At 71.6% G+C, this 23,938-nt stretch carries 21 protein-coding genes and 1 pseudogene; 4 read left to right on the top strand and 18 right to left on the bottom strand.

Annotated elements, in window-relative coordinates; all coding sequences use genetic code 11:
- Positions 1–129 precede the first annotated feature (129 nt).
- The 16 genes and pseudogenes from nuoN to ACFV0O_RS22570 form a co-directional block, all read right to left on the bottom strand.
- Positions 130–1,767 (bottom strand): NADH-quinone oxidoreductase subunit NuoN, encoded by a 1,638-nt coding sequence (nuoN, locus tag ACFV0O_RS22495; protein ID WP_380344536.1) that lies wholly within the window; start codon positions 1,765–1,767, stop codon positions 130–132.
- A complete protein-coding gene (locus ACFV0O_RS22500; RefSeq protein WP_380344539.1) occupies positions 1,764–3,416 on the bottom strand; it encodes an NADH-quinone oxidoreductase subunit M in 1,653 nt (550 codons plus the stop codon). The genes nuoN and ACFV0O_RS22500 overlap by 4 nt, the downstream gene beginning before the upstream one ends.
- Positions 3,417–3,450: 34 nt before the next feature.
- Positions 3,451–5,346 carry an NADH-quinone oxidoreductase subunit L gene (nuoL, locus tag ACFV0O_RS22505; RefSeq protein WP_380344542.1) on the bottom strand — a complete coding sequence of 632 codons (1,896 nt, stop codon included), beginning with the start codon at positions 5,344–5,346 and terminating at the stop codon, positions 3,451–3,453.
- A gap of 14 nt (positions 5,347–5,360) precedes the next feature.
- Positions 5,361–5,660: an NADH-quinone oxidoreductase subunit NuoK gene (gene nuoK, locus ACFV0O_RS22510; protein ID WP_030235394.1), complete on the bottom strand. Its 300-nt coding sequence runs from the start codon at positions 5,658–5,660 to the stop codon at positions 5,361–5,363.
- Positions 5,657–6,589: an NADH-quinone oxidoreductase subunit J gene (locus tag ACFV0O_RS22515; protein WP_380344545.1), complete on the bottom strand. Its 933-nt coding sequence runs from the start codon at positions 6,587–6,589 to the stop codon at positions 5,657–5,659. The genes nuoK and ACFV0O_RS22515 overlap by 4 nt, the downstream gene beginning before the upstream one ends.
- Positions 6,586–7,215, bottom strand: a complete 630-nt coding sequence (gene nuoI, locus ACFV0O_RS22520) for an NADH-quinone oxidoreductase subunit NuoI (protein WP_380344547.1) — start codon at positions 7,213–7,215, stop codon at positions 6,586–6,588. The genes ACFV0O_RS22515 and nuoI overlap by 4 nt, the downstream gene beginning before the upstream one ends.
- 6 nt (positions 7,216–7,221) lie before the next feature.
- On the bottom strand, positions 7,222–8,553 hold the full coding sequence (gene nuoH / locus ACFV0O_RS22525; protein WP_380344549.1) for an NADH-quinone oxidoreductase subunit NuoH: 1,332 nt from the start codon (positions 8,551–8,553) through the stop codon (positions 7,222–7,224).
- Positions 8,550–11,063, bottom strand: coding sequence for an NADH-quinone oxidoreductase subunit G (locus tag ACFV0O_RS22530; RefSeq protein WP_380344551.1), 2,514 nt, complete (start codon positions 11,061–11,063; stop codon positions 8,550–8,552). Before ACFV0O_RS22530 ends, nuoH begins: the two co-directional genes overlap by 4 nt.
- Positions 11,064–11,065: 2 nt before the next feature.
- Positions 11,066–12,427 (bottom strand): NADH-quinone oxidoreductase subunit NuoF, encoded by a 1,362-nt coding sequence (gene nuoF, locus ACFV0O_RS22535; RefSeq protein WP_380344554.1) that lies wholly within the window; start codon positions 12,425–12,427, stop codon positions 11,066–11,068.
- The gene (nuoE, locus tag ACFV0O_RS22540; RefSeq protein ID WP_380344557.1) at positions 12,427–13,272 is read right to left on the bottom strand and encodes an NADH-quinone oxidoreductase subunit NuoE; all 846 of its coding nucleotides are present in this window, start codon (positions 13,270–13,272) and stop codon (positions 12,427–12,429) included. Before nuoE ends, nuoF begins: the two co-directional genes overlap by 1 nt.
- Positions 13,269–14,621: an NADH-quinone oxidoreductase subunit D gene (locus tag ACFV0O_RS22545; protein ID WP_380344559.1), complete on the bottom strand. Its 1,353-nt coding sequence runs from the start codon at positions 14,619–14,621 to the stop codon at positions 13,269–13,271. Before ACFV0O_RS22545 ends, nuoE begins: the two co-directional genes overlap by 4 nt.
- Positions 14,621–15,427: pseudogene (locus ACFV0O_RS22550) on the bottom strand (NADH-quinone oxidoreductase subunit C); the annotation flags it as partial. The pseudogene ACFV0O_RS22550 and the gene ACFV0O_RS22545, both read right to left, overlap by 1 nt.
- Positions 15,331–15,885 (bottom strand): NADH-quinone oxidoreductase subunit B family protein, encoded by a 555-nt coding sequence (locus tag ACFV0O_RS22555; protein ID WP_360257040.1) that lies wholly within the window; start codon positions 15,883–15,885, stop codon positions 15,331–15,333. The pseudogene ACFV0O_RS22550 and the gene ACFV0O_RS22555, both read right to left, overlap by 97 nt.
- A gap of 123 nt (positions 15,886–16,008) precedes the next feature.
- Positions 16,009–16,368, bottom strand: coding sequence for an NADH-quinone oxidoreductase subunit A (locus tag ACFV0O_RS22560; protein ID WP_030060100.1), 360 nt, complete (start codon positions 16,366–16,368; stop codon positions 16,009–16,011).
- 720 nt (positions 16,369–17,088) lie between these two features.
- Positions 17,089–17,784 carry a response regulator transcription factor gene (locus ACFV0O_RS22565; protein ID WP_360257042.1) on the bottom strand — a complete coding sequence of 232 codons (696 nt, stop codon included), beginning with the start codon at positions 17,782–17,784 and terminating at the stop codon, positions 17,089–17,091.
- Positions 17,781–19,010 carry a sensor histidine kinase gene (locus ACFV0O_RS22570; RefSeq protein ID WP_380344564.1) on the bottom strand — a complete coding sequence of 410 codons (1,230 nt, stop codon included), beginning with the start codon at positions 19,008–19,010 and terminating at the stop codon, positions 17,781–17,783. The genes ACFV0O_RS22565 and ACFV0O_RS22570 overlap by 4 nt, the downstream gene beginning before the upstream one ends.
- A gap of 190 nt (positions 19,011–19,200) precedes the next feature.
- Between ACFV0O_RS22570 and ACFV0O_RS22575 the strand changes: the two genes are divergently transcribed.
- Complete coding sequence (locus tag ACFV0O_RS22575) at positions 19,201–19,791, top strand: hypothetical protein (protein ID WP_380344567.1); 591 nt, start codon at positions 19,201–19,203, stop codon at positions 19,789–19,791.
- A gap of 13 nt (positions 19,792–19,804) precedes the next feature.
- On the opposite strand, the gene ACFV0O_RS22580 is transcribed toward ACFV0O_RS22575, so the two are convergent.
- Together ACFV0O_RS22580 and ACFV0O_RS22585 are read right to left on the bottom strand one after the other, a co-directional pair.
- Positions 19,805–20,800 (bottom strand): DMT family transporter, encoded by a 996-nt coding sequence (locus ACFV0O_RS22580; protein WP_380344570.1) that lies wholly within the window; start codon positions 20,798–20,800, stop codon positions 19,805–19,807.
- 174 nt (positions 20,801–20,974) lie between these two features.
- Positions 20,975–21,673: a CatB-related O-acetyltransferase gene (locus ACFV0O_RS22585; protein ID WP_380344573.1), complete on the bottom strand. Its 699-nt coding sequence runs from the start codon at positions 21,671–21,673 to the stop codon at positions 20,975–20,977.
- A 61-nt stretch (positions 21,674–21,734) separates the two neighbouring features.
- On the opposite strand from ACFV0O_RS22585, the gene ACFV0O_RS22590 reads away from it, so the two are divergent.
- The 3 genes from ACFV0O_RS22590 to ACFV0O_RS22600 all read left to right on the top strand — a co-directional run.
- Positions 21,735–22,382 carry a TetR/AcrR family transcriptional regulator gene (locus tag ACFV0O_RS22590; protein WP_380344576.1) on the top strand — a complete coding sequence of 216 codons (648 nt, stop codon included), beginning with the start codon at positions 21,735–21,737 and terminating at the stop codon, positions 22,380–22,382.
- A gap of 305 nt (positions 22,383–22,687) precedes the next feature.
- The gene (locus ACFV0O_RS22595) at positions 22,688–23,401 is read left to right on the top strand and encodes a peptidylprolyl isomerase (RefSeq protein ID WP_380344579.1); all 714 of its coding nucleotides are present in this window, start codon (positions 22,688–22,690) and stop codon (positions 23,399–23,401) included.
- 148 nt (positions 23,402–23,549) lie between these two features.
- Positions 23,550–23,938: MazG-like family protein (locus ACFV0O_RS22600; protein WP_380344582.1), on the top strand; the 389-nt coding region annotated here is incomplete at its 3' end.

The raw sequence follows: 23,938 nt of genomic DNA on the forward strand, positions 1-23,938 counted from the left end.
CGCACGCAAACACGCCCGCGACCCCGCCCGAAAGCACCGGCCCCGGGAGTCCCCCAAACCCCCGTCGGCGCCCGGCGCCGGGGGCGCGGCCCGGACGGGTGTTCGTCGGTTTTCGGTGGACGCGCCGGGTCAGCGCACGAACAGCGAGGCCTTCGACGCGAGGTCGAGGAAGTACTGCGGCAGCACGCCGAGACCCAGCGTGACCAGCACCCCCACCCCGATCGCGGTCGCCGTGAAGGCGCTCGGGACGGCCACGGTGGGGCCGCCCGGCTGCGGGTCCGAGAAGAACATCAGCACGATGACCCTGATGTAGAAGAACGCGGCCACCGCCGAGCTCAGCACACCGACGATCACCAACGGTGTCGCCCCGCCGCTCGCCGCGGCCTGGAAGACCGCGAACTTCCCGGTGAAGCCGGAGGTCAGCGGGATGCCGGCGAAGGCCAGCAGGAACAGCGCGAACACCGCCGCGACCAGCGGGGACCGCCGCCCGAGCCCGGCCCAGCTGGACAGGTGGGTCGCCTCACCCTTGGAGTCGCGCACCAGGGTGACCACGGCGAACGCGCCGAGCGTCACGAAGGAGTACGCCAGCAGGTAGAACAACACGGAGGAGATGCCCTGCTTGTTGACGGCGATCACGCCGGTCAGGATGAACCCGGCGTGCGCGATCGAGGAGTACGCCAGCAGCCGCTTGACGTCCTGCTGGGTCACCGCCAGCAGCGCGCCCACCACCATGGTCAGGATCGCCACGCCCCACATCACGGGCCGCCAGTCCAGCCGCAGGCCGGGGAAGGCCACGTAGAACAGCCGCAGGAAGGCCCCGAAGGCCGCGACCTTGGTCGCCGCCGCCATGAAGCCGGTCACCGGGGTCGGCGCGCCCTGGTAGACGTCCGGGGTCCAGGAGTGGAAGGGCACCGCCGCGACCTTGAACAGCAGGCCCACCGCCAGCAGCGCCAGGCCGGTCAGCACCAGCACGTCGCTCCGGGTGCTGCTGAGCTGCGCGGGGGTGGTCATCGCCTTGCCGGAGATGACGTCCCCGATGTCGCCGAGCTTCACGCTGCCCGCGTAGCCGTACAGCAGCGCGGTGCCGAACAGGAAGAACGCCGAGGCGAAGGCGCCGAGCAGGAAGTACTTGACCGCCGCCTCCTGGGACAGCAGCCGGCGGCGGCGGGCCAGGGCGCACAGCAGGTACAGCGGCAGGGAGAAGACCTCCAGCGCCACGAACATGGTCAGCAGGTCGTTGGCGGCGGGGAACAGCAGCATCCCGCCGACCGCGAACATGGTGAGCGGGAAGACCTCGGTGGTGGCGAAGCCGGCCCGGACCGCGGCCCGCTCCTGTTCGCCGCCGGGCGTGGCGGCGGCCTGGGCGGCGAAGGCGTCGGCGGGCAGGCCGCCGGCCTTGGGCTCCAGCCGCCGTTCGGCGTAGGTGAGCACCGCGACCACCGAGGCCAGCAGGATCACGCCCTGCAGGAACAGCGCCGGGCCGTCCAGCGCGACCGACTCCATGGCCAGCAGGTCGATCCGGGTGAAGCCGTGGCTCTGCACGGCGAGCACCACCACGGCGACGAAGGCGCCGACCAGGCCGGCCAGCGCGATCGTCACCTGCGTCCAGTGCCGGTACCGGCGGGGCACGAAGGCCTCCACCAGGATCCCGGCCACGGCGGCGCCGAACACCACCAGCATCGGGGAGAGTTGGCCGTACTCGATGTGCGGCGCCGGGATGCTGGGGGTGTTGCCGCCGGCGGCGGCGAGCACTGCGGTGGGGCTCACTTCTGCTCACCTCCTGAGGTGGCGGCGACCGGGTGGGCCGGCGCCGGGTCGGTCTCGTGGACCTGCGAGAGCGTCGCGTTCACCGAGGGGTTGACCAGGTCGGTGAGCGGCTTGGGGTAGACGCCGAGCAGGACGGTCAGCGCCACCAGCGGGGCGACCACGGCGAGTTCGCGCGCCTTGAGGTCGGGCATCGCGCGCACGCCCTCCTTCACCGGGCCGGTCATGGTGCGCTGGTACAGCAGCAGGGCGTACAGCGCGGCCAGCACGATGCCGAAGGTCGCGACGATCCCGATCGCCGGGTAGCGGGTGAAGGTGCCCACCAGCACCAGGAACTCGCTGACGAACGGGGCGAGCCCGGGCAGCGACAGGGTGGCCAGGCTGCCGATCAGGAACGTCCCGGCGAGCACCGGGGCGACCTTCTGCACGCCGCCGTAGTCGGCGATCAGGCGCGAGCCGCGGCGGGAGATCAGGAAGCCGGCCACCAGCATCCAGGCGGCGGTGGAGAGGCCGTGGTTGACCATGTAGAGGGTGGCGCCGCTCTGGCCCTGGCTGGTCAGGGCGAAGATGCCCATGATGATGAAGCCGAAGTGCGAGATCGAGGCGTAGGCGACCAGCCGCTTGATGTCCTTCTGGCCGATCGCCAGCAGCGCGCCGTAGACGATCCCGATCAGCGAGAGGACCAGGATCGCCGGGGCGAAGGTCTTCGAGGCGTGCGGGAACAGCCCGAGGCAGAAGCGCAGCATCGCGAAGGTGCCGACCTTGTCCACCACCGCGGTGATCAGCACCGCGGTGCCGGCGGTGGCCTCGCCCATCGCGTTCGGCAGCCAGGTGTGCAGCGGCCACAGCGGGGCCTTCACCGCGAAGGCGAAGAAGAAGCCCAGGAAGAGCGCCTTCTCGGCGGTGCCGGACAGCTGCAGCTTCCCGTCGGCGACCGCCGAGGTGAGCGTCGGCAGGTCGAAGGTGCCGAAGCCCTGGTCCTGCGCGATCACGTACAGGCTGATCACGGCGGCCAGCATGACCAGGCCGCCGAGCAGGTTGTACAGCAGGAACTTGACGGCCGCGTAGGAGCGCTGGCGCGCCGACTCCGGGCCGCCGGCCCGGTCGCCGAAGCCGCCGATCAGGAAGTACATCGGGATCAGCATGGCTTCGAAGAACACGTAGAAGAGGAAGACGTCAGTGGCGTAGAAGGAGACGACCACCATCGCCTCCACCGCCAGGATCAGGGCGAAGAAGCCCTGGGTCCGCCGCCGGTTCTCGAACGTGCCGTCGGGCCGGGCCGGGCTGGGCCCCTCCTTCCCGTCGGCGGGCGAGGAGGGAGGATCGGCGTCGTGCCAGGAGGCGAGCATCACCACCGGCACCAGGACCGCGGTGAGCAGGGCGAGGACGGCGCCGATGCCGTCCACGCCCAGCGAGAAGCTGATGCCGAAGGAGCGGATCCAGCTGTACGACTCGGTCAGCTGGTAGCGGGCGCCGCCGGGCTCGAAGCGGACCGCCACCAGGACGGCCAGCACCAGGGTGACGGCCGAGACGCCCAGGGCGACGGACTTGGTGGTCCTGCGCCGGGCCTCGTTCGACCCGGCGGGCAGGGCGGCGGTCAGCACCGCGCCGGCCGCCGGGACGGCGCAGGTGACGGACAGCAGGGCGCTCATGCGCTCACCCCCCACGTGGAATCTGCGCGAGTCATCAGACGGACCTCATCAGGAGAGTCGTGGCGACCAGCACCAGCGTGCCGCCGAACATGGAGAGCGCGTACGTGCGGACGAAGCCGTTCTGGATCCGCCGCAGCCGGCTGGACAGGCCCCCGATCGCGGCGGCCAGGCCGTTGACGAAGCCGTCCAGGCCGCGGCTGTCGAAGTAGACCAGCGTCGCGGTGAGCGCCGAGCCCGGCCGCACCAGCACCGCGTGGTTGAACTCGTCCTGGAGCAGGTCGCGGCGGGCGGCCCGGGTGAGCGGGGAGCCGACCGGCGGCACCACCGGGACCGGCGAGCGCCCGTACACCACGTACGCGAAGGCGACGCCCGCGACCATGCAGACCGTCGTCAGCAGGGTGACGGTCAGCGGGGCGAGCGGCGAGTCGCCCTCCGAGTACCCGGTGACCGGCTCCAGCCACTTCAGGAAGGAGTCGTTGTAGGCGAACACCCCGCCCACGAAGACCGAGCCCAGGGCCAGCAGGACCATCGGGATCGTCATGCTCTTCGGCGACTCGTGCGGGTGCGGGGGGTTGCCGTCGGCGTCGGGCTGCCAGCGCTTCTCGCCGAAGAAGGTCAGCAGCATCACCCGGGTCATGTAGAACGCGGTGACGGCGGCGCCGACCAGCGTGCACAGGCCGAGGATCCAGCCCTCGGTGCCGCCCTTGGCGAAGGCCGCCTCGATGATCTTGTCCTTGGAGAAGAAGCCGGACAGGCCGGGGAAGCCGATGATCGCCAGGTAGCCGAGGCCGAAGGTGACGAAGGTGACCGGCAAGTACTTGCGCAGGCCGCCGTAGTGACGCATGTTCACCTCGTCGTTCATGCCGTGCATGACCGACCCGGCGCCGAGGAACAGCCCGGCCTTGAAGAAGCCGTGCGTCACCAGGTGCATGATCGCGAAGACGTAGCCGATCGGGCCGAGCCCGGCCGCCAGCACCATGTAGCCGATCTGCGACATGGTCGAACCGGCCAGCGCCTTCTTGATGTCGTCCTTGGCGCAACCGACGATCGCACCGAACAGCAGCGTGACCGCGCCGACCACCACCACGGCGGTCTGCGCGTCCGGCGCCAGGTCGAAGATCGCCGAGGAGCGGGTGATCAGGTAGACGCCGGCCGTCACCATGGTGGCCGCGTGGATCAGCGCCGACACCGGGGTCGGGCCCTCCATGGCGTCCCCGAGCCAGGACTGCAGCGGCACCTGCGCCGACTTGCCGCAGGCCGCCAACAGCAGCATCAGGCCGATCGCCGTCAGCTTGCCCTCGCTCGCCTCGTGCGCGCCGCCGAAGACCGGGCCGAAGGAGAAGGAGCCGAACTCGGCGAACATCAGCATGATCGCGATCGACAGGCCCATGTCGCCGACCCGGTTGACGATGAACGCCTTCTTCGCCGCCGTCGCCGCGCTCGGCTTGTGCTGCCAGAAACCGATCAGCAGGTACGAGGCCAGGCCGACGCCCTCCCAGCCGAAGTACAGCAGCAGGTAGTTGTCGGCGAGCACCAGCAGCAGCATGGCCGCCAGGAACAGGTTCAGGTACGCGAAGAAGCGGCGTCGGCGCTCGTCGTGCGCCATGTAGCCGACCGAGTAGACGTGGATCAGCGTGCCGACGCCGGTGATCAGCAGGACGAAGGTCATCGACAGCTGGTCGAGCCGGAAGGACATGTCGGCCTGGAAGCCGTCCACCGGGATCCAGGTGTAGAGGTACTCGATGACGGTCCGGTGCTCGGCGTCCCGGCCGAGCAGGTCGGACAGGAGCGCCAGGCCGAAGCCGAACGAGAGCGCCGCGAGCGCCGTGGCCACCCAGTGGCCGAACCGGTCCAGCGCGCGGCCGCCGAGCAGCAGCAGGACGGCGCCGGCCAGTGGAGCCGCCACCAGCAGCGGAATGAGAGAGTTCACCGAAGGCCCTCCGCCTACAGCTTCATCAGATTGCTGTCGTCGACCGAAGCGGAATGCCTGGTCCGGAAGATGGAGACGATGATGGCGAGGCCGACCACGACCTCGGCCGCCGCGACCACCATCGTGAAGAACGCGATGATCTGACCGTCCAGGGTCCCGTGCATCCGGGAGAAGGTCACCAGCGCCAGGTTCGAGGCGTTGAGCATCAGCTCCACGCACATGAACAGCACGATCGCGTTCCGCCGGATCAGCACCCCGGAGGCGCCGATGGTGAACAACAAGGCTGACAGGTAAAGGTAGTTGACCGGATTCACTGCGCGCCCTCCTCGCCGGCCGGGCCGTCCCCGCCGGCCTCGCCGTGCTCGCCGTGCTCGCCGTTCGCGGGCACCGGCACCGGCTCCAGCGACTTGCGCGGACCGGTCACCGCCGGCCGCTCGGAGGACGGACGGCCCAGCCAGTCCGCCGTGCTGTTCTCCAGCTCCGCCATCCGCCGCAGCATCGCCTGGCTGACGTCCCGGACCTGGCCGCGCTCGCGCAGCGTCGCCATCACCGAGTCCTCGGCGACCGTGCCGTCCGGCAGCAGGCCCGGCACGTCCACCGCGTTGTGCCGCGCGTACACGCCCGGCGCCGGCAGCGGCGGCAGCTGGATGTTGTCCCTGACCCGCTGCGCCGCCAACTCGCGCTGGGTCCTCGGCGCCTTCACGTGCTCGCGGTGCGTCAGCACCATCGCGCCGATCGCCGCGGTGATCAGCAGCGCGCCGGTGACCTCGAAGGCCCACACGTACCGGGTGAAGATCAGCCGGGCCAGGCCGGGCACGTTGCCCTCGGCGTTCGCCTCGCCCAGCCCGGTGAAGTGGTCCAGCTTCGCGTTGGCGATCCCTGCGATCAGCAGCACGCCGAAGCCCAGGCCGCACAGCACCGCGGCGAACCGCTGCCCCTTCAGCTGCTCCTTCAGCGAGTCCTCGCTGGTGACGCCGACCAGCATCACCACGAACAGGAACAGCATCATGATCGCGCCGGTGTAGACCACGATCTGCACCACGCCCAGGAACACCGCGCCCTCGGCCATGTAACAGACCGCCAGCGCCATCATGGTGGCCGCCAGGCAGAGCGCACTGTGCACGGCCTTGCGCATCAGCAGCATCCCGAGGGCGCCGCCGACCGCGATCACCGCGAGCACCCAGAACTGGACGGCCTCGCCGGTGGAGGTCGTCCCGGTCGCGGCCGCGAGTTGCCCGATCACTGCTGCACCTCCTTCTCCCGGTCGGTGCGCTCCTGCTGGACCGTCCCGGGCGCCGCCGCGGTGACCTCGCCCCGGTAGTACGCACCCTCGTCGGTGCCCGGGAAGATCGCGTGCGGGGTGTCGACCATGCCCTCGGACAGGCCCACCAGCAGCTGCTCCTTGGTGAAGATCAGGTCCCGCCGGGAGGAGTCGGCCAGCTCGTACTCGTTGGTCATGGTCAACGCCCGGGTCGGGCAGGCCTCGATGCACAGCCCGCACAGGATGCAGCGGGCGTAGTTGATCTGGTAGACCGCGCCGTAACGCTCGCCCGGCGAGTAGCGCTCCTCCTCCCGGTTGTCCTCGCCCTCCACGTAGATCGCGTCGGCCGGGCACGCCCACGCGCACAGCTCGCAGCCGATGCACTTCTCCAGGCCGTCCGGATGCCGGTTCAGCTGGTGGCGGCCGTGGAAGCGCGGAGCAGTGGGCTTCTTCTGCTCCGGGTACTGCTCGGTGAGCCGCTTCTTGAACATGGCCCTGAAGGTCACGCCGAAGCCGGCGGCCGGGCCGAGGATCGACGGCCGGTCGGCCCGCTCGGGCCCGTCCGTGCGGTCGGACCGGTCGGACTGATCAGACTGGTCAGACGCCATCTCGGTTCAGCTCCCTTCGGAATGGTCGGCCCCGTTGAGGGCGTCCTGGAGTTGCTTCGGGGCGCGGCTGCGCCGGCGCGGCACCGGCGGGAGCACCTGACCCGGCAACGGCGGCACCGGGTAGCCGCCCTCCATCGGATCGAATTCGCCCTTCGGGGGCGCCTGTTCCTCCTCAGGCTGCTTCCTCAGGAAGTCCCGCACCAGCGCCAGCAGCAGCACCGCCCCGACCGGGGCACCCACGTACAGCACCACCTCGCCGAAGCCGTAGCCCTCGTTGCGCAGCGCCCGCACGCTCGCGATCAGCACCAGCCAGACCAGCGAGACCGGGATCAGCACCTTCCAGCCCAGCTTCATGAACTGGTCGTAGCGCAACCGGGGCAGCGTGCCGCGCAGCCAGATGAAGAAGAACAGCAGCAGCTGGATCTTCAGGATGATCCACAGCATCGGCCACCAGCCGTGGTTGGCGCCCTCCCAGAAGGTCGACACCGGCCACGGGGCCCGCCAGCCGCCCAGGAAGAGCGTCGAGGCCACCGCCGAGACCGTCACCATGTTCACGTACTCGGCCAGCATGAACATCGCGAACTTCAGCGAGGAGTACTCGGTGTTGAAGCCGCCGACCAGCTCGCCCTCGGCCTCCGGGAGGTCGAACGGCGCCCGGTTGGTCTCCCCCACCATCGCGATGACGTAGACGATGAACGACACCGGCAGCAGCGCCGCGAACCAGGTCGGCTGCTGGTGCGCCACGATCTCCGAGGTCGACATCGAACCCGAGTAGATGAACACCGCCGCGAAGGACAGACCCATCGCGATCTCGTAGCTGATCATCTGCGCGGACGAACGCAGCCCGCCCAGCAGCGGGTACGTCGAACCGGAGGACCAGCCCGCCAGCACGATGCCGTAGATGCCCACCGAGGCCGTCGCCAGGATGTACAGCAGCGCCACCGGGAAGTCGGTCAGCTGCAGCGGCGTCCGGGTGCCGAAGATCGACACCTCGTCGCCCGCCGGGCCGAACGGGATCACCGCGAAGGCCATGAACGCCGGGATGGCACAGACGATCGGGGCCAGGATGTAGACCACCTTGTCCGAGCCCGTGACCACCAGGTCTTCCTTCAGCGCCAGCTTCACGCCGTCCGCCAGCGACTGCAGCAGGCCCCACGGCCCGTGCCGGTTCGGCCCGATGCGCAACTGCATCCAGGCCACCACCTTGCGCTCCCAGACGATCGCGATCAGCACCGTCAGGACCAGGAAGGCGAAGCAGAACACCGCCTTCAGCAGGACCAGCCACCACGGGTCCTGGCCGAAGAACTGGAGCGTCTCGTACGGCTGCGGAGTCGTCATCGGTCCTCCCCTACGGCCGCGGCCGCCTCGGCCGGGGCCTGCGCCGCCGGCTCGGGCGCGGCCTCGGCCGCGGCGATCGTGACCAGGTGGCCGACCGTGGTGCCGAGCGCGCGGTGGGCGCCGCCCGGCGTGGAATTGAACGGGATCCAGACCGTGCGGTCCGGGATCGAGTCGGTGACCTCCAGCGGCAGGGTCAGCGAGCCCGCCGGGCCGGTCAGCCGCAGCGCGGCAGCCGCCTCGGCGCCGACCTCCTTCGCCGTCTCGGCGGAGATCCGGGCCACCGCCGGGTGCCGGGTGCCCGCCAGGTGCGGATCACCCTGCTGCAGCACGCCGCCGTCCAGCAGCATGCGCCAACCCGCCAGCACCGCCTGGCCGGTGGCCGGTCGCGGCAACAGACCCGGGTGCGCCGCCGGGTCCACCGGGCGGTCGCCCTCCCAGGGGGTGAAGCCGTCCAGCTCCAGCCGCGCCGCCCGGACGTCGGCCAGGCCCAGCCGGTGGCCCAGCGCGTCCGCCAGCATGCTCAGCACCCGCAGGTCGGACTGCAGGTGACGGCCCATCTGCTGGTCCGGCTTGAGCGCCGACTCGAACATCCGCACCCGGCCCTCCCAGTCCAGGAAGGTGCCGGCCTTCTCCGCCACCGCCGCCACCGGCAGCACCACGTCCGCGCGCGCCGTCACCGCCGAGGGCCGCAGCTCCAGCGACACCACGAAGGGGACCGCCGCCAGCGCCTCGTCGGCCAGCACCGGGTCCGGCAGGTCGTCCGGATCCACTCCGCCGACCAGCAGCGCCTCCAGCTCGCCCCGCGCGGCCGCCGCCAGGATCCCGTCGGTGTCCCGGCCCGGCCCGGACGGCAGCTCCGCCACCCCCCACGCCGCGGCCGCCTCGGCCCGCGCCGCCGCAGCGGCCACCGGACGGCCACCGGGCAGCAGCCCCGGCAGCGCGCCGGCCTCCACGGCTCCGCGCTCACCCGCCCGGCGCGGCACCCACGCCAGCCGGGCGCCGGTCGCGTGCGCCAGCCGCAGCACCGCCGTCAGTGCGCCCGGCACCGCGGCCAGCCGCTCGCCCGCCAGGATCACCGCACCCGGCGTGCGCAGCAGCTCGGCCGCCCGGCCCGCCTCGTCGTTCAGCGGCTCGTCCGCCGCCAGCGCCGCGAACCACTCCGGCTCGGTGCCCGGCGCGGCCGGCAGCAGCACACCGCGCAGCTTCGCCAGGCCCCGGGAACCGAACGCGGCCACCGAGTACACCTTCTGGCCGCGGCCGCGGACCGCCTTGCGCAGCCGCAGGAAGACGATCGGCGACTCCTCCTCCGGCTCGAAACCCGCCAGCAGCACCGCCGGCGCCTGCTCCAGCCGCTCGTACGTCACGCCCGAGCCGTCCACGTCCACGCCGCGCCCGGCGACCGCCGCGGCCAGGAAGTCGGCCTCCTCGCCGCTGTGCGGGCGGGCCCGGAAGTCCACGTCGTTGGTGCCCAGCACCACCCGCGCGAACTTGGCGTACGCGTACGCGTCCTCGACCGTCACCCGGCCACCGGTCAGCACGCCCGTCCGGGACCCGCGCAGACCCCCGGCGGCCCTCGCCAGCGCCTCCGGCCAGGAGGCCGGCACCAGCTCACCGTCCACCCGCACCAGTGGGGTGGTCAGCCGGTCCCGCTGCTGGGCGTAGCGGAAGGCGAAGCGGCCCTTGTCGCAGTTCCACTCCTCGTTCACCGCCGGGTCCTCGCCCGCCAGCCGGCGCAGCACCTTGCCGCGCCGGTGGTCGGTGCGCTGCGCGCAGCCCGCCGCGCAGTGCTCGCACACGCTCGGCGAGGAGACCAGGTCGAAGGGGCGCGAGCGGAACCGGTAGGCCGCCGAGGTCAGCGCGCCCACCGGGCAGATCTGGATGGTGTTCCCGGAGAAGTACGACTCGAAGTCGTCCCCCTCACCGGTGCCGACCTGCTGCAGCGCCCCGCGCTCCACCAGGTCGATGAACGGGTCCCCCGCGATCTGCTGCGAGAAGCGGGTGCACCGCGCGCACAGCACGCAGCGCTCGCGGTCCAGCAGCACCTGGCTGCTGATCGGCACCGGCTTCTCGTAGGTGCGCTTCATCCCCTCGAAGCGGGAGTCGGCGGCGCCGTTGGACATCGCCTGGTTCTGCAGCGGGCACTCGCCGCCCTTGTCGCAGACCGGGCAGTCCAGCGGGTGGTTGATCAGCAGCAGCTCCATCACGCCGCGCTGCGCCTTCTCGGCCACCGGCGAGCTGAGCTGGGTGCGCACCACCATGCCCTCGGCCACCGGGATCGTGCAGGACGCGACCGGCTTGCGCTGGCCCTCGACCTCGACGATGCACTGGCGGCAGGCGCCGGCCGGGTCGAGCAGCGGGTGGTCGCAGAAGCGCGGGATCTGGGTGCCGACGGCCTCGGCCGCGCGGATCACCAACGTCCCCTTGGGGACCTGCACTTCGACGCCGTCGATGGTGAGCGTGACCAGTTCGACCGCGGGCTTCTCTCCCGTGGAGGCGGTTGGCTCTGTCATCGTCACGCGTGCACCTCCCTTTCGGTGGCGGACTGGTGGCCGGGGCGGGGGCCGTCGGCCCAGACGGTGGAGGCTGCCGGGTCGAACGGGCAGCGGCGCTCGGCCAGGTGCTGCTCGTACTCGGCCCGGAAGTGCTGGAGCGAGGAGACGATCGGGCTCGCCGCACCGTCACCCAGCGCGCAGAAGGACTTGCCGTTGATGTTGTCGGCGATGTCGAGGAGCTTCTCCAGGTCCCCCTCGACGCCCTCGCCGGCCTCGACCCGCTGGAGCAGCTGGACCAGCCAGTAGGTGCCCTCCCGGCAGGGGGTGCACTTGCCGCAGGACTCGTGGGCGTAGAACTCCGTCCACCGGGTCACCGCCCGCACCACGCAGGTGGTCTCGTCGAAGACCTGGAGCGCCTTGGTGCCGAGCATCGAGCCGGCCGCGCCGACACCCTCGTAGTCCAGCGGGACGTCGAGGTGCTCGTCGGTGAACATCGGCGTGGAGGAGCCGCCCGGGGTCCAGAACTTCAGCCGGTGCCCGGCACGGATGCCGCCGCTGAGGTCGAGCAGCTGGCGCAGGGTGACGCCCAGCGGGGCCTCGTACTGGCCGGGGTTGGTGACGTGGCCGGAGAGCGAGTACAGCGTGAAGCCGGGGGACTTCTCGGTACCCAGGCCCTTGAACCACTCCTTGCCGCGGGCCAGGATCGGCGGCACCGAGGCGATCGACTCGACGTTGTTGACCACCGTCGGGCAGGCGTACAGGCCGGCGATCGCCGGGAACGGGGGCCTCAGTCGGGGCTGGCCGCGGCGGCCCTCCAACGAGTCCAGCAGCGCCGTCTCCTCGCCGCAGATGTACGCGCCGGCGCCGGCGTGCACCGTGATGTCGAGGTCGACGCCGGAACCGAGGATGTTCCGGCCGAGCAGACCCGCCTCGTAGGCCTCCGCCACGGCCGCGTGCAGCCGGCGCAGCACCGGGACGACCTCGCCGCGCAGGTAGACGAAGGCGTGGTCGCAGCGGATCGCGTAGGAGGCGATGATCATCCCCTCGATGAGGGAGTGCGGATTGGCGAACAGCAGCGGGATGTCCTTGCAGGTGCCCGGCTCGGACTCGTCCGCGTTGACCACCAGGTAGTGCGGCTTGCCGTCGTTCTGCGGGATGAACTGCCACTTCATGCCGGTGGGGAAGCCGGCGCCGCCGCGGCCGCGCAGACCGGAGTCCTTGACCAGGGCGATCACGTCGTCCGGGGGCATGGCGAGAGCCGCCTTGAGGCCCTCGTAGCCGTGGTGGCGGCGGTAGGTGTCGAGCGTCCAGGGACGGCTGTCGTCCCAGGGGTCGGACAGGACGGGGGTGAGCAGCTTCTCGGCCGGCTCGGCGGAGGTCATCACGCCTCGCTCCCTTCCTGGCCGGTGCCCTCGGTGCGGGGCGCTTCGGTCTGCGGTGCTTCGGCGCGGGGCGCTTCGGTCTGCGGTGCTTCGGCGCGGGCCGCGTCGTTGCGGGGCGGCTCGGGGCGGGGCGAGACCACTCGGGCTCCGGGGGTGCCGGGCAGGGCCTCGCCGCGGGCCAGCCGCAGTCCGGCCAGGGAGGGCGCGCCGCCGGCACCGGACTCGTCGTTGGCTCCCGGGCGCTCGTCCGGGAAGCCGGCCAGGATCCGGGCGGTCTCCTTGAAGCCGCACAGCCGGGCACCCCGGGTGGGCCGGACCTCGCGGCCCGCGCGCAGGTCGTCGACCAGCTGCCGGGCGCTCTCCGGGGTCTGGTTGTCGAAGAACTCCCAGTTGACCATCACCACGGGCGCGTAGTCGCAGGCCGCGTTGCACTCGATGTGCTCGATCGAGACCTCGCCGTCCTCGGTGGTCTCGTTGTTGCGCACCCCCAGGTGTTCCTGGAGCTCGGCGAAGATCTGGTCACCGCCGAGCACCGCGCACAGGGTGTTGGTGCAGACCCCGACGTGGTACTTCCCGGCCGGGCGGCGCCGGTACATGGTGTAGAAGGTCGCGACGGCCGTGACCTCCGCGGTGGTGAGGTCCAACTGCTCGGCGCAGAACCGGATCCCGGTCGGGCTGACGAAGCCCTCCTCGGCCTGCACCAGGTGCAGCAGCGGCAGCAGGGCCGAACGGGCCTGCGGGTAGCGGGCGATCAGCTCGGCGGCGTCGGCGGCCAGCCGGGCGCGCACCTCCTCGGGGTACGGTGCGGCCGGCAGCGCCGGCAGTCCGAGTTCGACGTTGCTCACCGGTCCACGCCTCCCATCACCGGGTCGATCCCGGCCACCGCGACGATCACGTCGGCCACCTGGCCGCCCTCGCACATCGCCGCCATCGTCTGCAGATTGGTGAACGACGGGTCCCGGAAGTGGACCCGGTACGGGCGCGTCCCGCCGTCGCTGACCACGTGCACGCCCAGCTCGCCCTTGGGCGACTCGACCGCCGCGTACGCCTGGCCGACCGGGACCCGGAAGCCCTCGGTGACCAGCTTGAAGTGGTGGATCAGGGCCTCCATCGAGGTGCCCATGATCTTGCGGATGTGGTCGAGGGAGTTGCCCATCCCGTCCGGGCCGACGGCCAGCTGGGCGGGCCAGGCGATCTTCTTGTCGGCCACCATGACCGGGCCCGGGCGCAGCCGGTCCAGGCACTGCTCCACGATCCGCAGCGACTGCTTCATCTCCTCCAGCCGGATCAGGAACCGGCCGTAGGAGTCGGCGCTGTCGGCGATCGCGACCTCGAAGTCGTAGTCCTCGTAGCCGCAGTACGGGTCCGACTTGCGCAGGTCGTGCGGCAGGCCGGTGGCCCGCAGGATCGGGCCGGTGGCGCCGAGGGCCAGGCAGCCGGGCAGGTCCAGGAAGCCGACGTCGACCAGACGGGCCTTGAACACCGGGTTCCCGGTGGCGAGTTTGTCGTACTCGTGCATCCGGGAGCGGAAGACCTTGACCGCCTCGCGGATCTGGTCGACGGCGCCGGGCGGCAGGTCCTGGGCGAGGCCGCCCGGGCGCACGTACGCGTGGTTCATGCGCAGGCCGGTGACCAGCTCGAAGACGTCCAGGATCAGCTCGCGGTCCCGGAAGCCGTAGATCATCAGGGTGGTGGAGCCGATCTCCATGCCGCCGGTGGCCAGGCAGACCAGGTGCGAGGCGATCCGGTTGAGCTCCATCATCATCACGCGGATGACACCGGCCCGCTCCGGGACGTCGTCGGTGATGCCGAGCAGCTTCTCGACCGCGAGGCAGTAGGCGGTCTCGTTGAACAGCGGGGTCAGGTAGTCCATGCGGGTCACGAAGGTGGTGCCCTGGACCCAGCTGCGGAACTCCATGTTCTTCTCGATGCCGGTGTGGAGGTAGCCGATGCCGCAGCGGGCCTCCTTCACCGTCTCGCCGTCGATCTCCAGGATCAACCGCAGCACGCCGTGCGTGGACGGGTGCTGGGGACCCATGTTGACGATGATGCGCTCGTCGTCGGCCCGGCCGACCGCCTCGACCACCTCGCCCCAGTCGCCACCGGTGACGGTGAAGACCCGGCCCTCGGTGGTCTCGCGGGCGTCCGCCTCCGCGGCTTCCCCGCGGGCCTCCTCGTGGTGCTGAGTGTTCATCAGCTGTACGACCTCCGCTGGTCGGGAGCCGGGATCTGGGCGCCCTTGTACTCGACGGGGATGCCGCCGAGCGGGTAGTCCTTGCGCTGCGGGTGGCCCAGCCAGTCGTCCGGCATCATGATCCGGGTGAGCGCCGGGTGACCGTCGAAGACCAGGCCGAAGAAGTCGTAGGCCTCGCGCTCGTGCCAGTCGTTGGTCGGGTAGACGCTCACCACGGACGGGACGCGCGGGTCCGCGTCGGGCGCGGTGACCTCCAGCCGGACCAGCCGGCCGTGGGTGATCGAGCGCAGGTGGTAGACCGCGTGCAACTCGCGGCCCTTGTCGTCCGGGTAGTGCACGCCGCTCACGCCCAGGCACAGCTCGAAGCGCAGCGCCGGGTCGTCGCGCAGGACGCGGACGGTCCTCAACAGGTGGGCGCGGTCGACGTGGAAGGTGAGCTCGCCGCGGTCGACCACGGTCTTCTCGATCACCTCCGCCGGGTCCAGGCCCTGCTCCTCCAGGGCGCCCTCCAGCTCGTCGGCGACCTCGTCGAACCAACCGCCGTAGGGCCGTTCGCTCGGACCGGGCAGCACCACCGGCGCCGCCAGACCGCCGAAGCCGGAGGTGTCACCGCTGCCCTTCGCGCCGAACATGCCCTGGCGGCGGCCGACCACCTCGACCGGGATCTCGCGGACCGGCCGCTCGCGGCGGGTCTCGGGAACCTGCTCGTTCATCGCAGCTGCCCCCGCATCTCGCTGATCGGGGTGGCCTGCAGGGCGAGCGCCTCGCCGAGCTCCTCGGCCCGGCGCCGGTTCACGCCCAGCGGCTCGTGCTGGATCTTGTCGTGCAGCTTCAGGATCGCGTCCATCAGCATCTCCGGACGGGGCGGACAGCCGGGCAGGTAGATGTCCACCGGGACGATGTGGTCGACGCCCTGCACGATCGCGTAGTTGTTGAACATCCCGCCGGAGGAGGCGCAGACGCCCATCGAGATCACCCACTTGGGGTTGGGCATCTGGTCGTACACCTGGCGCAGTACCGGTGCCATCTTCTGGCTCACCCGGCCCGCCACGATCATCAGGTCGGCCTGCCGGGGGGAGCCCCGGAAGACCTCCATGCCGAACCGGGCCAGGTCGTAGCGACCGGCACCGGTGGTCATCATCTCGATCGCGCAGCAGGCCAGACCGAAGGTGGCCGGGAAGAGTGACGACTTGCGCACCCAGCCGGCGGCCGTCTCCACGGTCGTGAGCAGAAAGCCGCTCGGCAGCTTCTCCTCGATTCCCATCAGATCCCTCTCAATGCCCTCAAGTCCTCTGGTACGTCCGGCCCGTTCGGGCTTGTCCGCTCGTTCACAAGGGCGGCGGCCACCCCGCGCTCAGTCCCGCTCCGGGGGTCGGTCCCGCTGGGCTCAGTCCCACTCCAGGCCGCCGCGGCGCCAGACGTAGGCGTACGCGACGAAGACGGTGGCGATGAAGAGCAGCATCTCGACCAACCCGAAGATCCCCAGGGCGTCGAAGGTCACCGCCCAGGGGTAGAGGAAGACGATCTCGATGTCGAAGACGATGAAGAGCATCGCCGTCAGGTAGTACTTGATCGGGAACCGACCGCCGCCCACGGGCTGCGGGGTCGGCTCGATGCCGCACTCGTACGCCTCCAACTTGGCCCGGTTGTAGCGCTTGGGGCCGGTCAGCGAGGCCATCACGACGGAGCCGACCGCGAACGCCGCCGCGATGGCACCGAGTACGAGGATCGGCGCGTAGGCATTCATAGCCCCCGCTCCCTCCGTCCAGTCGTCCTTGACTGCAGATCGGAACCGGCAGGTCACGCTGAGGTGAACCCGCGTTCCGGTTCCCGGGATCCACCTCATGTGAGGCAGTTCACAAAGCCTGGAACGAGCGCATCCTATGCCCGTCGGCTTGTGATCTGCGACACGCAGTTCACCGCGATCTTTGTGATCTACGACACCATGTGAATGGTGGCGAATGTGAACATGCCCAGTTTTGTCGACGCAAAGGAGTCAAATGATCACAACCAGTCGCATTTACTTGTGAAGCAGCTGGTCAGGGGCGTATTCCTATATCAACTATGCGTCGGAGCAAGCAAATTTCGAGGCGCCATGTTGACGTGTTATAGCGGCTCACCCGGAGGGGTGGCGGGGGTCCGAACGCTCGCTTGACCCTTCGTTCACAAGCGCGCGGGGTGGGTGTCGGCTGGGGTTCCGCTCCGGCTTCCCGACCGCCCTCCGACTCCCCCGTCGGGCTCCGGGCGTGCCTGCCCGTGCGTGCGTGGCTGTGCGTGCGTGCACGGCTGCGCGTGCGTACGCGGCTGTGCGTGCGCGGCTGTGCACGGACTCCTGCGCTTGCCCGCGCGCATGCCGGGGGCGAGGGCTGGGGCGAGGGCTGCGCTCGTGCGGCCGCTGCCCCGGGAGCTGTTCCCCTTAGTCCCGGTCGTGGGTGCGCAGCCCGGCCGTGGGTGCGCAGGGGGTCGACTACCGGTTGCCGGCCGCCTGCTCCCACACCCAGGCCGCGATGCCCACCCGGTTACGGGCACCGAGCTTGCGCTGGATGCTGGCGAGGTGGTTCTTCACCGTTCCCGGTGAGATGAAGAGGCCCGCGCCGATCTCGGCGTTGGTCGCCCCGTCGGCCACCTGCTCGGCGATCTCCCGTTCCCGCGCGGTCAGTTCCTCCACTGGCCCCGCCGTCAGCGGCCCCGACGTCTGTGCACCGGGGAGCGGCCCCGGCTTCGGCTCCGCCCCCGGAAGGGCCATGTGCCGAAGGAGCCGCACCGTGACCTGCGGGCTGATCAACGCGTCTCCGGCCATCGCCGCCCGGACCGCCTCGATCAGCAGCACCGGCCCCGAGCGCTTGAGCAGGAACCCCGCCGCACCGTGCCGCAGCGCCGTGTGCACGTACTCGTCCAGGTCGAAGGTGGTCACCACGATCACCTTGCACTGGCCGGACAGTTGCCTGGTGACCTCCAGACCGTCGAGCCTCGGCATCCGGATGTCCGCCAGCACCACGTCCGGCCGCAGCCTCCTCGCTTCCTCCACCGCCGCGGCGCCGTCTGCCGCCTCGGCCACCACCGTCATGTCCGGTTGGACGTCCAGGATCATCCGGAACGCACTGCGGACGTCCGCCTGGTCGTCCGCGATCAGGATCCGGACCGGGCCCGTACCACCGCTCATCCCTGCACCTCCCCCGTGCCGACCCGCGTCGGCTCCTCCGATCGTTCCCGGCCGGATCGCGCCGACTCGGCCCCCGGTGGTTCGGAACCCTGCGGCCCGGATCCTTGCGTCCCGGATCGCTGTGGCCCGGATCGCTGTGGCCCGGATCCTTGCGTCCCGGATTCCTGCGGCCCACCGGCGGCCGCGGCCAGCGGCAGCATCGCCATCACCCGCCAGCCCTCTCGCTCGTACGGACCGGCTTCCAACGAGCCGCCGAGGGCCTCCACCCGGGCCGCGAGCCCCGTGAGCCCGCTCCCGCCGCCCCGCCGCGGCCGCCCGCCCGGGGCCGGCGCCCCGCCGTCGTCGGTCACGGTCAACTCCAACTGTCCGCCGATGCGGCGGGCCCGGACCTCGACCGTCCGCGCGGCCGGAGCGTGCCGGCGGACGTTCGTCAGGCACTCGACCGCGATCCGGTGGACGGTGCCCCCCACCTCCCGCGGCACCGGCCCGTCCGGCAGCTCCAACCGGACTGCGGCGCCACCGGCGGCGGTGAACTGCTCGGCGACCTGTGCGAGTTCGGCGAGACCCGGCTGCGGACTGCGGTTCGCGGCTTCCTCACTGCGCAGCAGCTGCACGGTCCGGTCCAGCGAGGCCAGGGCCCGCTGCCCGGCCTGCTCTATCCGCTCGAACAGCTCGGCCGCCCGTGTCGGGTCGATGGAGGCCAGGTACGCCCCGGCCTGGGCCTGGGCGACCATGCCACTGACGTCGTGTGCCACGAAGTCGTGCAGGTCGTGGGCCAGTTCGAGCCGCTGGGTCCGACGGGCCTCGGCCACCGCGCGGGCCCTGCCGTCGTCCAGGCCCCTCAGGTAGAGCCCGATCAGCACGGTCGGCAGGGACAGGATCGATCCGAACCCGAAGAGGGTGAGCACGTCGGCGGGCCCGTCGAACCGGGACGGCCAGAGCGCGACCGCTCCGCAGGCCGTCCAGGCCGCCGCAGCGCTCCGCGGGCCGTCCTCCGCACGCAGGCTGAGGACCACCGCCAGCAGCAGCGCGGCCAGTTCGACCAGACCGACCAGCCCCGTCCAGCGGGCCGCCTCCGTCCAGTGGCCGGCGAACCGGACCGCGAGCGAGACCGCCACCGACACCGCGCCGAGCCCGGTCGTCACGGCAACCGTCCCGTGCCGCCGACGGGCCGTCCAGGCCGGCAGCAGCAGGGCCGGGACCACCAGCGCCAGGATCTGAGTCATCGTCACCACCTCTCGTCGACTGCCGTCACATTACGACGCGGGAAGGACGGCGCGCCTGTGCCGATCGGCATATTTCACAAGCCGGTTGAGCAGCGGGAACAGCCCGATCGGCACTGCCGCGAGCCCCTGGTGGGCGTCCAGTCTTGAGCCATCGCACCGGCCGATGGGGCCGGGCCGAGAGGAGTCCACCGTGTCGAAGCTCATGATCAACGCCCGCACCACCGCCCACCGGGACGCGTCCGGGGCGGCGGGCACGACCGCCCCGGACGTCCCGCCGGCGCCGCGCTGGGCCCGGCTGGCCGCCAAGGCCGCGGCCCTGAGCACCGTCCCCTCGGGGGTGTGGCGGATCGCCTTCGGCTTCGGCGTCCCGGTCGGCTTCACCGGCGCGACGGCCGCGGCGTACGGCGCGCACCAGCCGGGGTGGGGCACCGTCTACTGCGTGGTGCTGAGCGCCCTGACCGAGGCGCTGGCCTTCCTGACCCTCGGCCTGGTCCGACCCTGGGGGCTGGTGGCGCCCCGCTGGATCCCGCTGATCGGCGGCCGCCGGGTCCGGCCGCTCGCCGCGGTCGTCCCGGCGCTGCTGGGCTCGGTGATACTCACCGCCCTCGGCACGGGGGCGCTGTTCGGCGGCTGGGCGCGCAACCTGGCCGAACCGGATTCGCCGCGCGGCTTCGCCGCCCTGGTGATGACCGGCGCCTACCTGCCGCTGGTTGCCTGGGGCCCGCTGCTCGGGGCGGTCACCATCGACTACGCCCGCCGGACACTGTGGCGGCGCCGGTGACGACACCGACGGATCACGCCGAGGCCGGTTCCCTCCGCTGCTCGCCGGCGCCCTGGTCCGCATCCACCGCAGCGTCCACCTCGTCCCCGTGCCCGTCCCCGGCCGGACGGGACACGGGAGCGGTACGGCGGCCCCACTCGGTCGCGACCAGCACCAGGGCCGCACCGAGCAGGGCGAGCGGACCCATCCGGTTCCCGGCCAGGGTGATCCCGAAGACGGCGGCCCACAACGGCTCGGTGCCGAGCAGCAGGCTCACCCGCGAGGGCGAGGTCGCCCGCACCGCCCACATCTGGACGAAGAAGGCGAAGAGCGTGCAGAACAAGGACAAGTGCAGCAACCAGGCCCACTGGCCGGGCCCGTACGAGCGGGCGACGGTCCACGGCGCCGGCCCCACGGAGAGCGCGACGACGGCGAACACGCCGGTGGCCACCGCGAGTTGCACCCAGGTCACGGCCAGCATGTCGGTGTCGCGAAGGGCCCGGGTGCGGGCCACGGCGAGGACGTACGCGGAGCGGACGAGGGCGGCACCCAGCACCAGCAGGTCGCCGAGCGAGGGGGCCCGCAGTCCGCCGTCGCCGGTGAGCAGGGCGACGCCGAGAACGGCCAGGCCGGCGGCTGCCAGGAAGGCCCGCGGTGGCGCGGTCCGGCCGAGGGCGCTCTCGCCGAGCGGGGTGAGCACCATCGCGAGGCTGATGATCAGCCCGGCGTTGGTCGCGGAGGTGTGCACGGCGCCGTAGGTCTCCAGCAGGAAGATCCCGCTGAGCACCAGCCCCAGTGCGGCGCCGCCCAGCCACTCGGTGGGGCTCAGCCTCCGCAGCGCCCGCCAGGCGACCGCCCCGAGCAGCGGCAGCACCAACCCGAAGCGCAGAACGAGCATCGCCACGACCGTCCCCGGCTCGGCCACCCGTTGGACGGCGAGGAAGCTCGACCCCCACACCACTGCCACAAGCAGCACCGGGAGATCACGAAGGACCGACGAGGTCGAGTCCTTGGACAGGAAGGCGGGCATGACGAGGATCCCTCCGGGCGAACGGAACCTGCGGGCGTGAGGACCGTACGGCGTCGGACGGACCCGGGAGCCGGGCGGGAGGCCGGGCAGTGGACGGGGAGCGGCGTGGAACGAGGGGGCGCCATCCTCGCGCACCGACCGCCGGTGATCAATGCCGTTCCAGCCACCGGATGGTCAGCGGTCGAGCAGGCCGTTCGCGGCGGCGATCGACTCGATGTCGGCCGGGGTTCCGGACATGATCACCCGGACGTGTTCGGTGACGAGCTCGATCGGCCAGTCCCACCAGGCGGCGCGGAGCAGGCGCCCGGTGTCGGCCTCGTCGAAGCGGCGCCGGATCGGGCGGGCGGGGTTCCCTCCGACGACGGTGTAGGGCTCGACGTCGGAGGTGACCACCGCACCGGCCGCGATGATCGCGCCGTGGCCGATCCGGACGCCGGGCAGGACGGTCGCCCCGAAACCGAACCAGACGTCGCTGCCGATCACGGTGTCTCCCCGGCTGGGCAGGCCGGTGACGATGTCGAGGGTCCGGTCGGTCCAGCTGCCGCCGAACATCGTGAAGGGGAAGGTGGAGACACCGATGGTCGGGTGGGCCGCACCGGCCATCAGGAAGCGGGTCCCGGTGGCGATCGCACAGTACTTGCCGATCACCAGCCGCTCGGGGCCGTACGCGTAGAGGACGTTGCGCTCCTCGAAGCGGGTGGCACCCTCGGGGTCGTCGAAGTAGGTGTACTCGCCGACCTCGATCCGTGGATCGGTGACGAGCGACCGCAGCAGCACGACCCGGTCGTGGCCGGCCAGCGGGTGGAGCACGGTGGGGTCGGGAACGGCGGTGGCGGTCACAGGACTCCTCTCGAAATGCGACTGAAGTCGCATTATGATGAGCATGGCACGACCGCCACCCCTGCAGCAAGCCTTAATGCGACTGGAGTCGACTTTGACCGGAGCCACCTACCCCGAGCAGCCGCCTCGCACCCCGACCCCGCGACCCGGGGGCCGCAGCGCACGGGTCCGGGCGGACGTCGTCGCCGCCACGCTGGCCGAGGTCACCGAGAACGGCTACGACGGCCTCACCGTCGAGGCGGTCGCCATCCGCTCCGGCGTCCACAAGGCGACGCTCTACCGGCGCTGGGGCGGTGTGGACGGACTCGTCGCCGACGCCCTGACCGCCTCCGCCGATCAGCCGTGGCCCCTACCCGACACCGGCGACCTCCGACAGGACCTCCGCCGGATCACCCAGGAAGTGTTCGGCGTCTTCACCGACCCGGAGCTGGGGCCCACCCCCACTGCACTGATCTCCGCCGCCCAGCGCTCCGACGCCGGCGCGGCCGCCCTGCGCGACTTCTTCGCGGCCCGCCACCGACAGGCCGCCGAGGTTGCCGAACGGGCCATCAACCGGGGCGAGTTGCCAGTCGGAACGGACGGCGCCGAGGTGGTCCGAGCCGCCACCGCCCCGCTCTACTACCGCCTGTTCGTCTCCGGGGAACCACTGGACGCCCGCAGCGCCGAGCGGGCCGCCGACGCCGCTGCCCTGGCCGCCCGCGCCGGACTCTTCGCCCCCACCGAGGAGGACCCCATCGAGTAGTCCCATCACACCGGCAACTCGAGCCCCACCGGCAAACCGGCAACTTCAGCCGCACAGGCAACACTCGTAACACCGGCAACATCCGCAACACGAACGCAGCACGACACTGCCGAGCACAGCACCGCCGAGCGCAGTACCGCCGAGCACGACAGGACCGACAGGCAGGCGGGAACACCCGGACCGCCGACCCCACCCGAATCCCCTCCCCCGGGGCACATCTGACCGACCATCACGCACCCGCGCCCCGCGGGCCACGGCCGTCCCGCCCCCTATCGCATCCCCACCCGGCCGTGGATGATTCCTCCATGACAATCCAGCCGTCCACCACCCCCCGGAAGGCCCGTCACGTGAAGCGCACGCACTGGGCGCTGGTCGCCGCCGCCACCGTCCTCCCGCTCGTGGCGAGCACCGGTACCGCCGTCGCGGACACCTCCGCCCCCGCGGCAGCCACCCCCACCGCAAGCTGCACCTACACACCGGCCGTGCCGGCGGACAACTTCAAGGGCATCCCTGTCTTCGACGCCAAGAAGGCGGCCAAGCCCTACCGCGCGACGCTGCGGACCAGCCAGGGCGCGATCACCTTCGAGGCACTGACCGACAAGGCTCCCTGCACCACCTTCTCGTTCCGCTTCCTCGCCGAGCACGACTACTTCGACCGCAGCCACTGCCACCGCCTCACCACCCAGCGGATCTACGTCCTGCAGTGCGGCGACCCGACCGGGACGGGCAGCGGCGGGCCCGGTTACTCCCTCCCGGACGAGAACCTGACCGGCGCCACCTACCCGGCCGGCACCGTGGCCATGGCCAACGCCGGTCCGAACACCAACGGCAGCCAGTTCTTCTTCGTCTGGAAGGACACCAAGCTCTCCCCCGCCTACACCCCGTTCGGCCGGATCACGGCGGGCCTGGACGTCCTGCAGAAGATCGCCGCCGCCGGCGAGGACGACCAGAACAACCCCGGTGACGGCTTCCCCACCCTGCCCGTGAACATCCGCAACGTGAAGATCAGCACCCGCTGACCGACCGGGCCGGGCAGCCACGGCGACCCGGCCCACCAGCCAGGCACCGACCAGTCAGCCAGCGACCAGCCGGCCACCGACCGAGCCCGCCTGCCGTGCCGCTCCCGTACCGTGGCAACACCGACCACACCGCAGGGAGCAACGCCGCATGGACAGCCGGATCTGGGAGAGCGTCGACCACCTGGTCGCATGGCTGGACGCGGAGAGCACGCTGTCGCCCCGGGAGGAGCGGCTGCTGCGGATCCTCAAGCTCTCCGAGGAGGTCGGCGAGGTCGGCGCGGCCGTGGTCGGCGCCACCGGCCAGAATCCGCGCAAGGGGGTGACCCACAGCTGGGAGGACGTCCAGCACGAGCTCTGCGACGTCGTCTTCTCCGCCCTGGTGGCGCTGCGGACGCTCACCCCCGACGCGGCCCGGGTCTTCGCCGACCGCCTCGCCTACGTCGAACAGCGCTCCGCCGCCTCCCCGCGGGCGGGGGGCGGGGGCCCGGGGGGGGGGGGGGTGCAGGGCGGGGCGCGGGCCGGGGGGGCCGGCCCCCC

Origin of the sequence: Kitasatospora sp. NPDC059577, assembly GCF_042735475.1 — a bacterium.
GTDB lineage: Bacteria > Actinomycetota > Actinomycetes > Streptomycetales > Streptomycetaceae > Kitasatospora.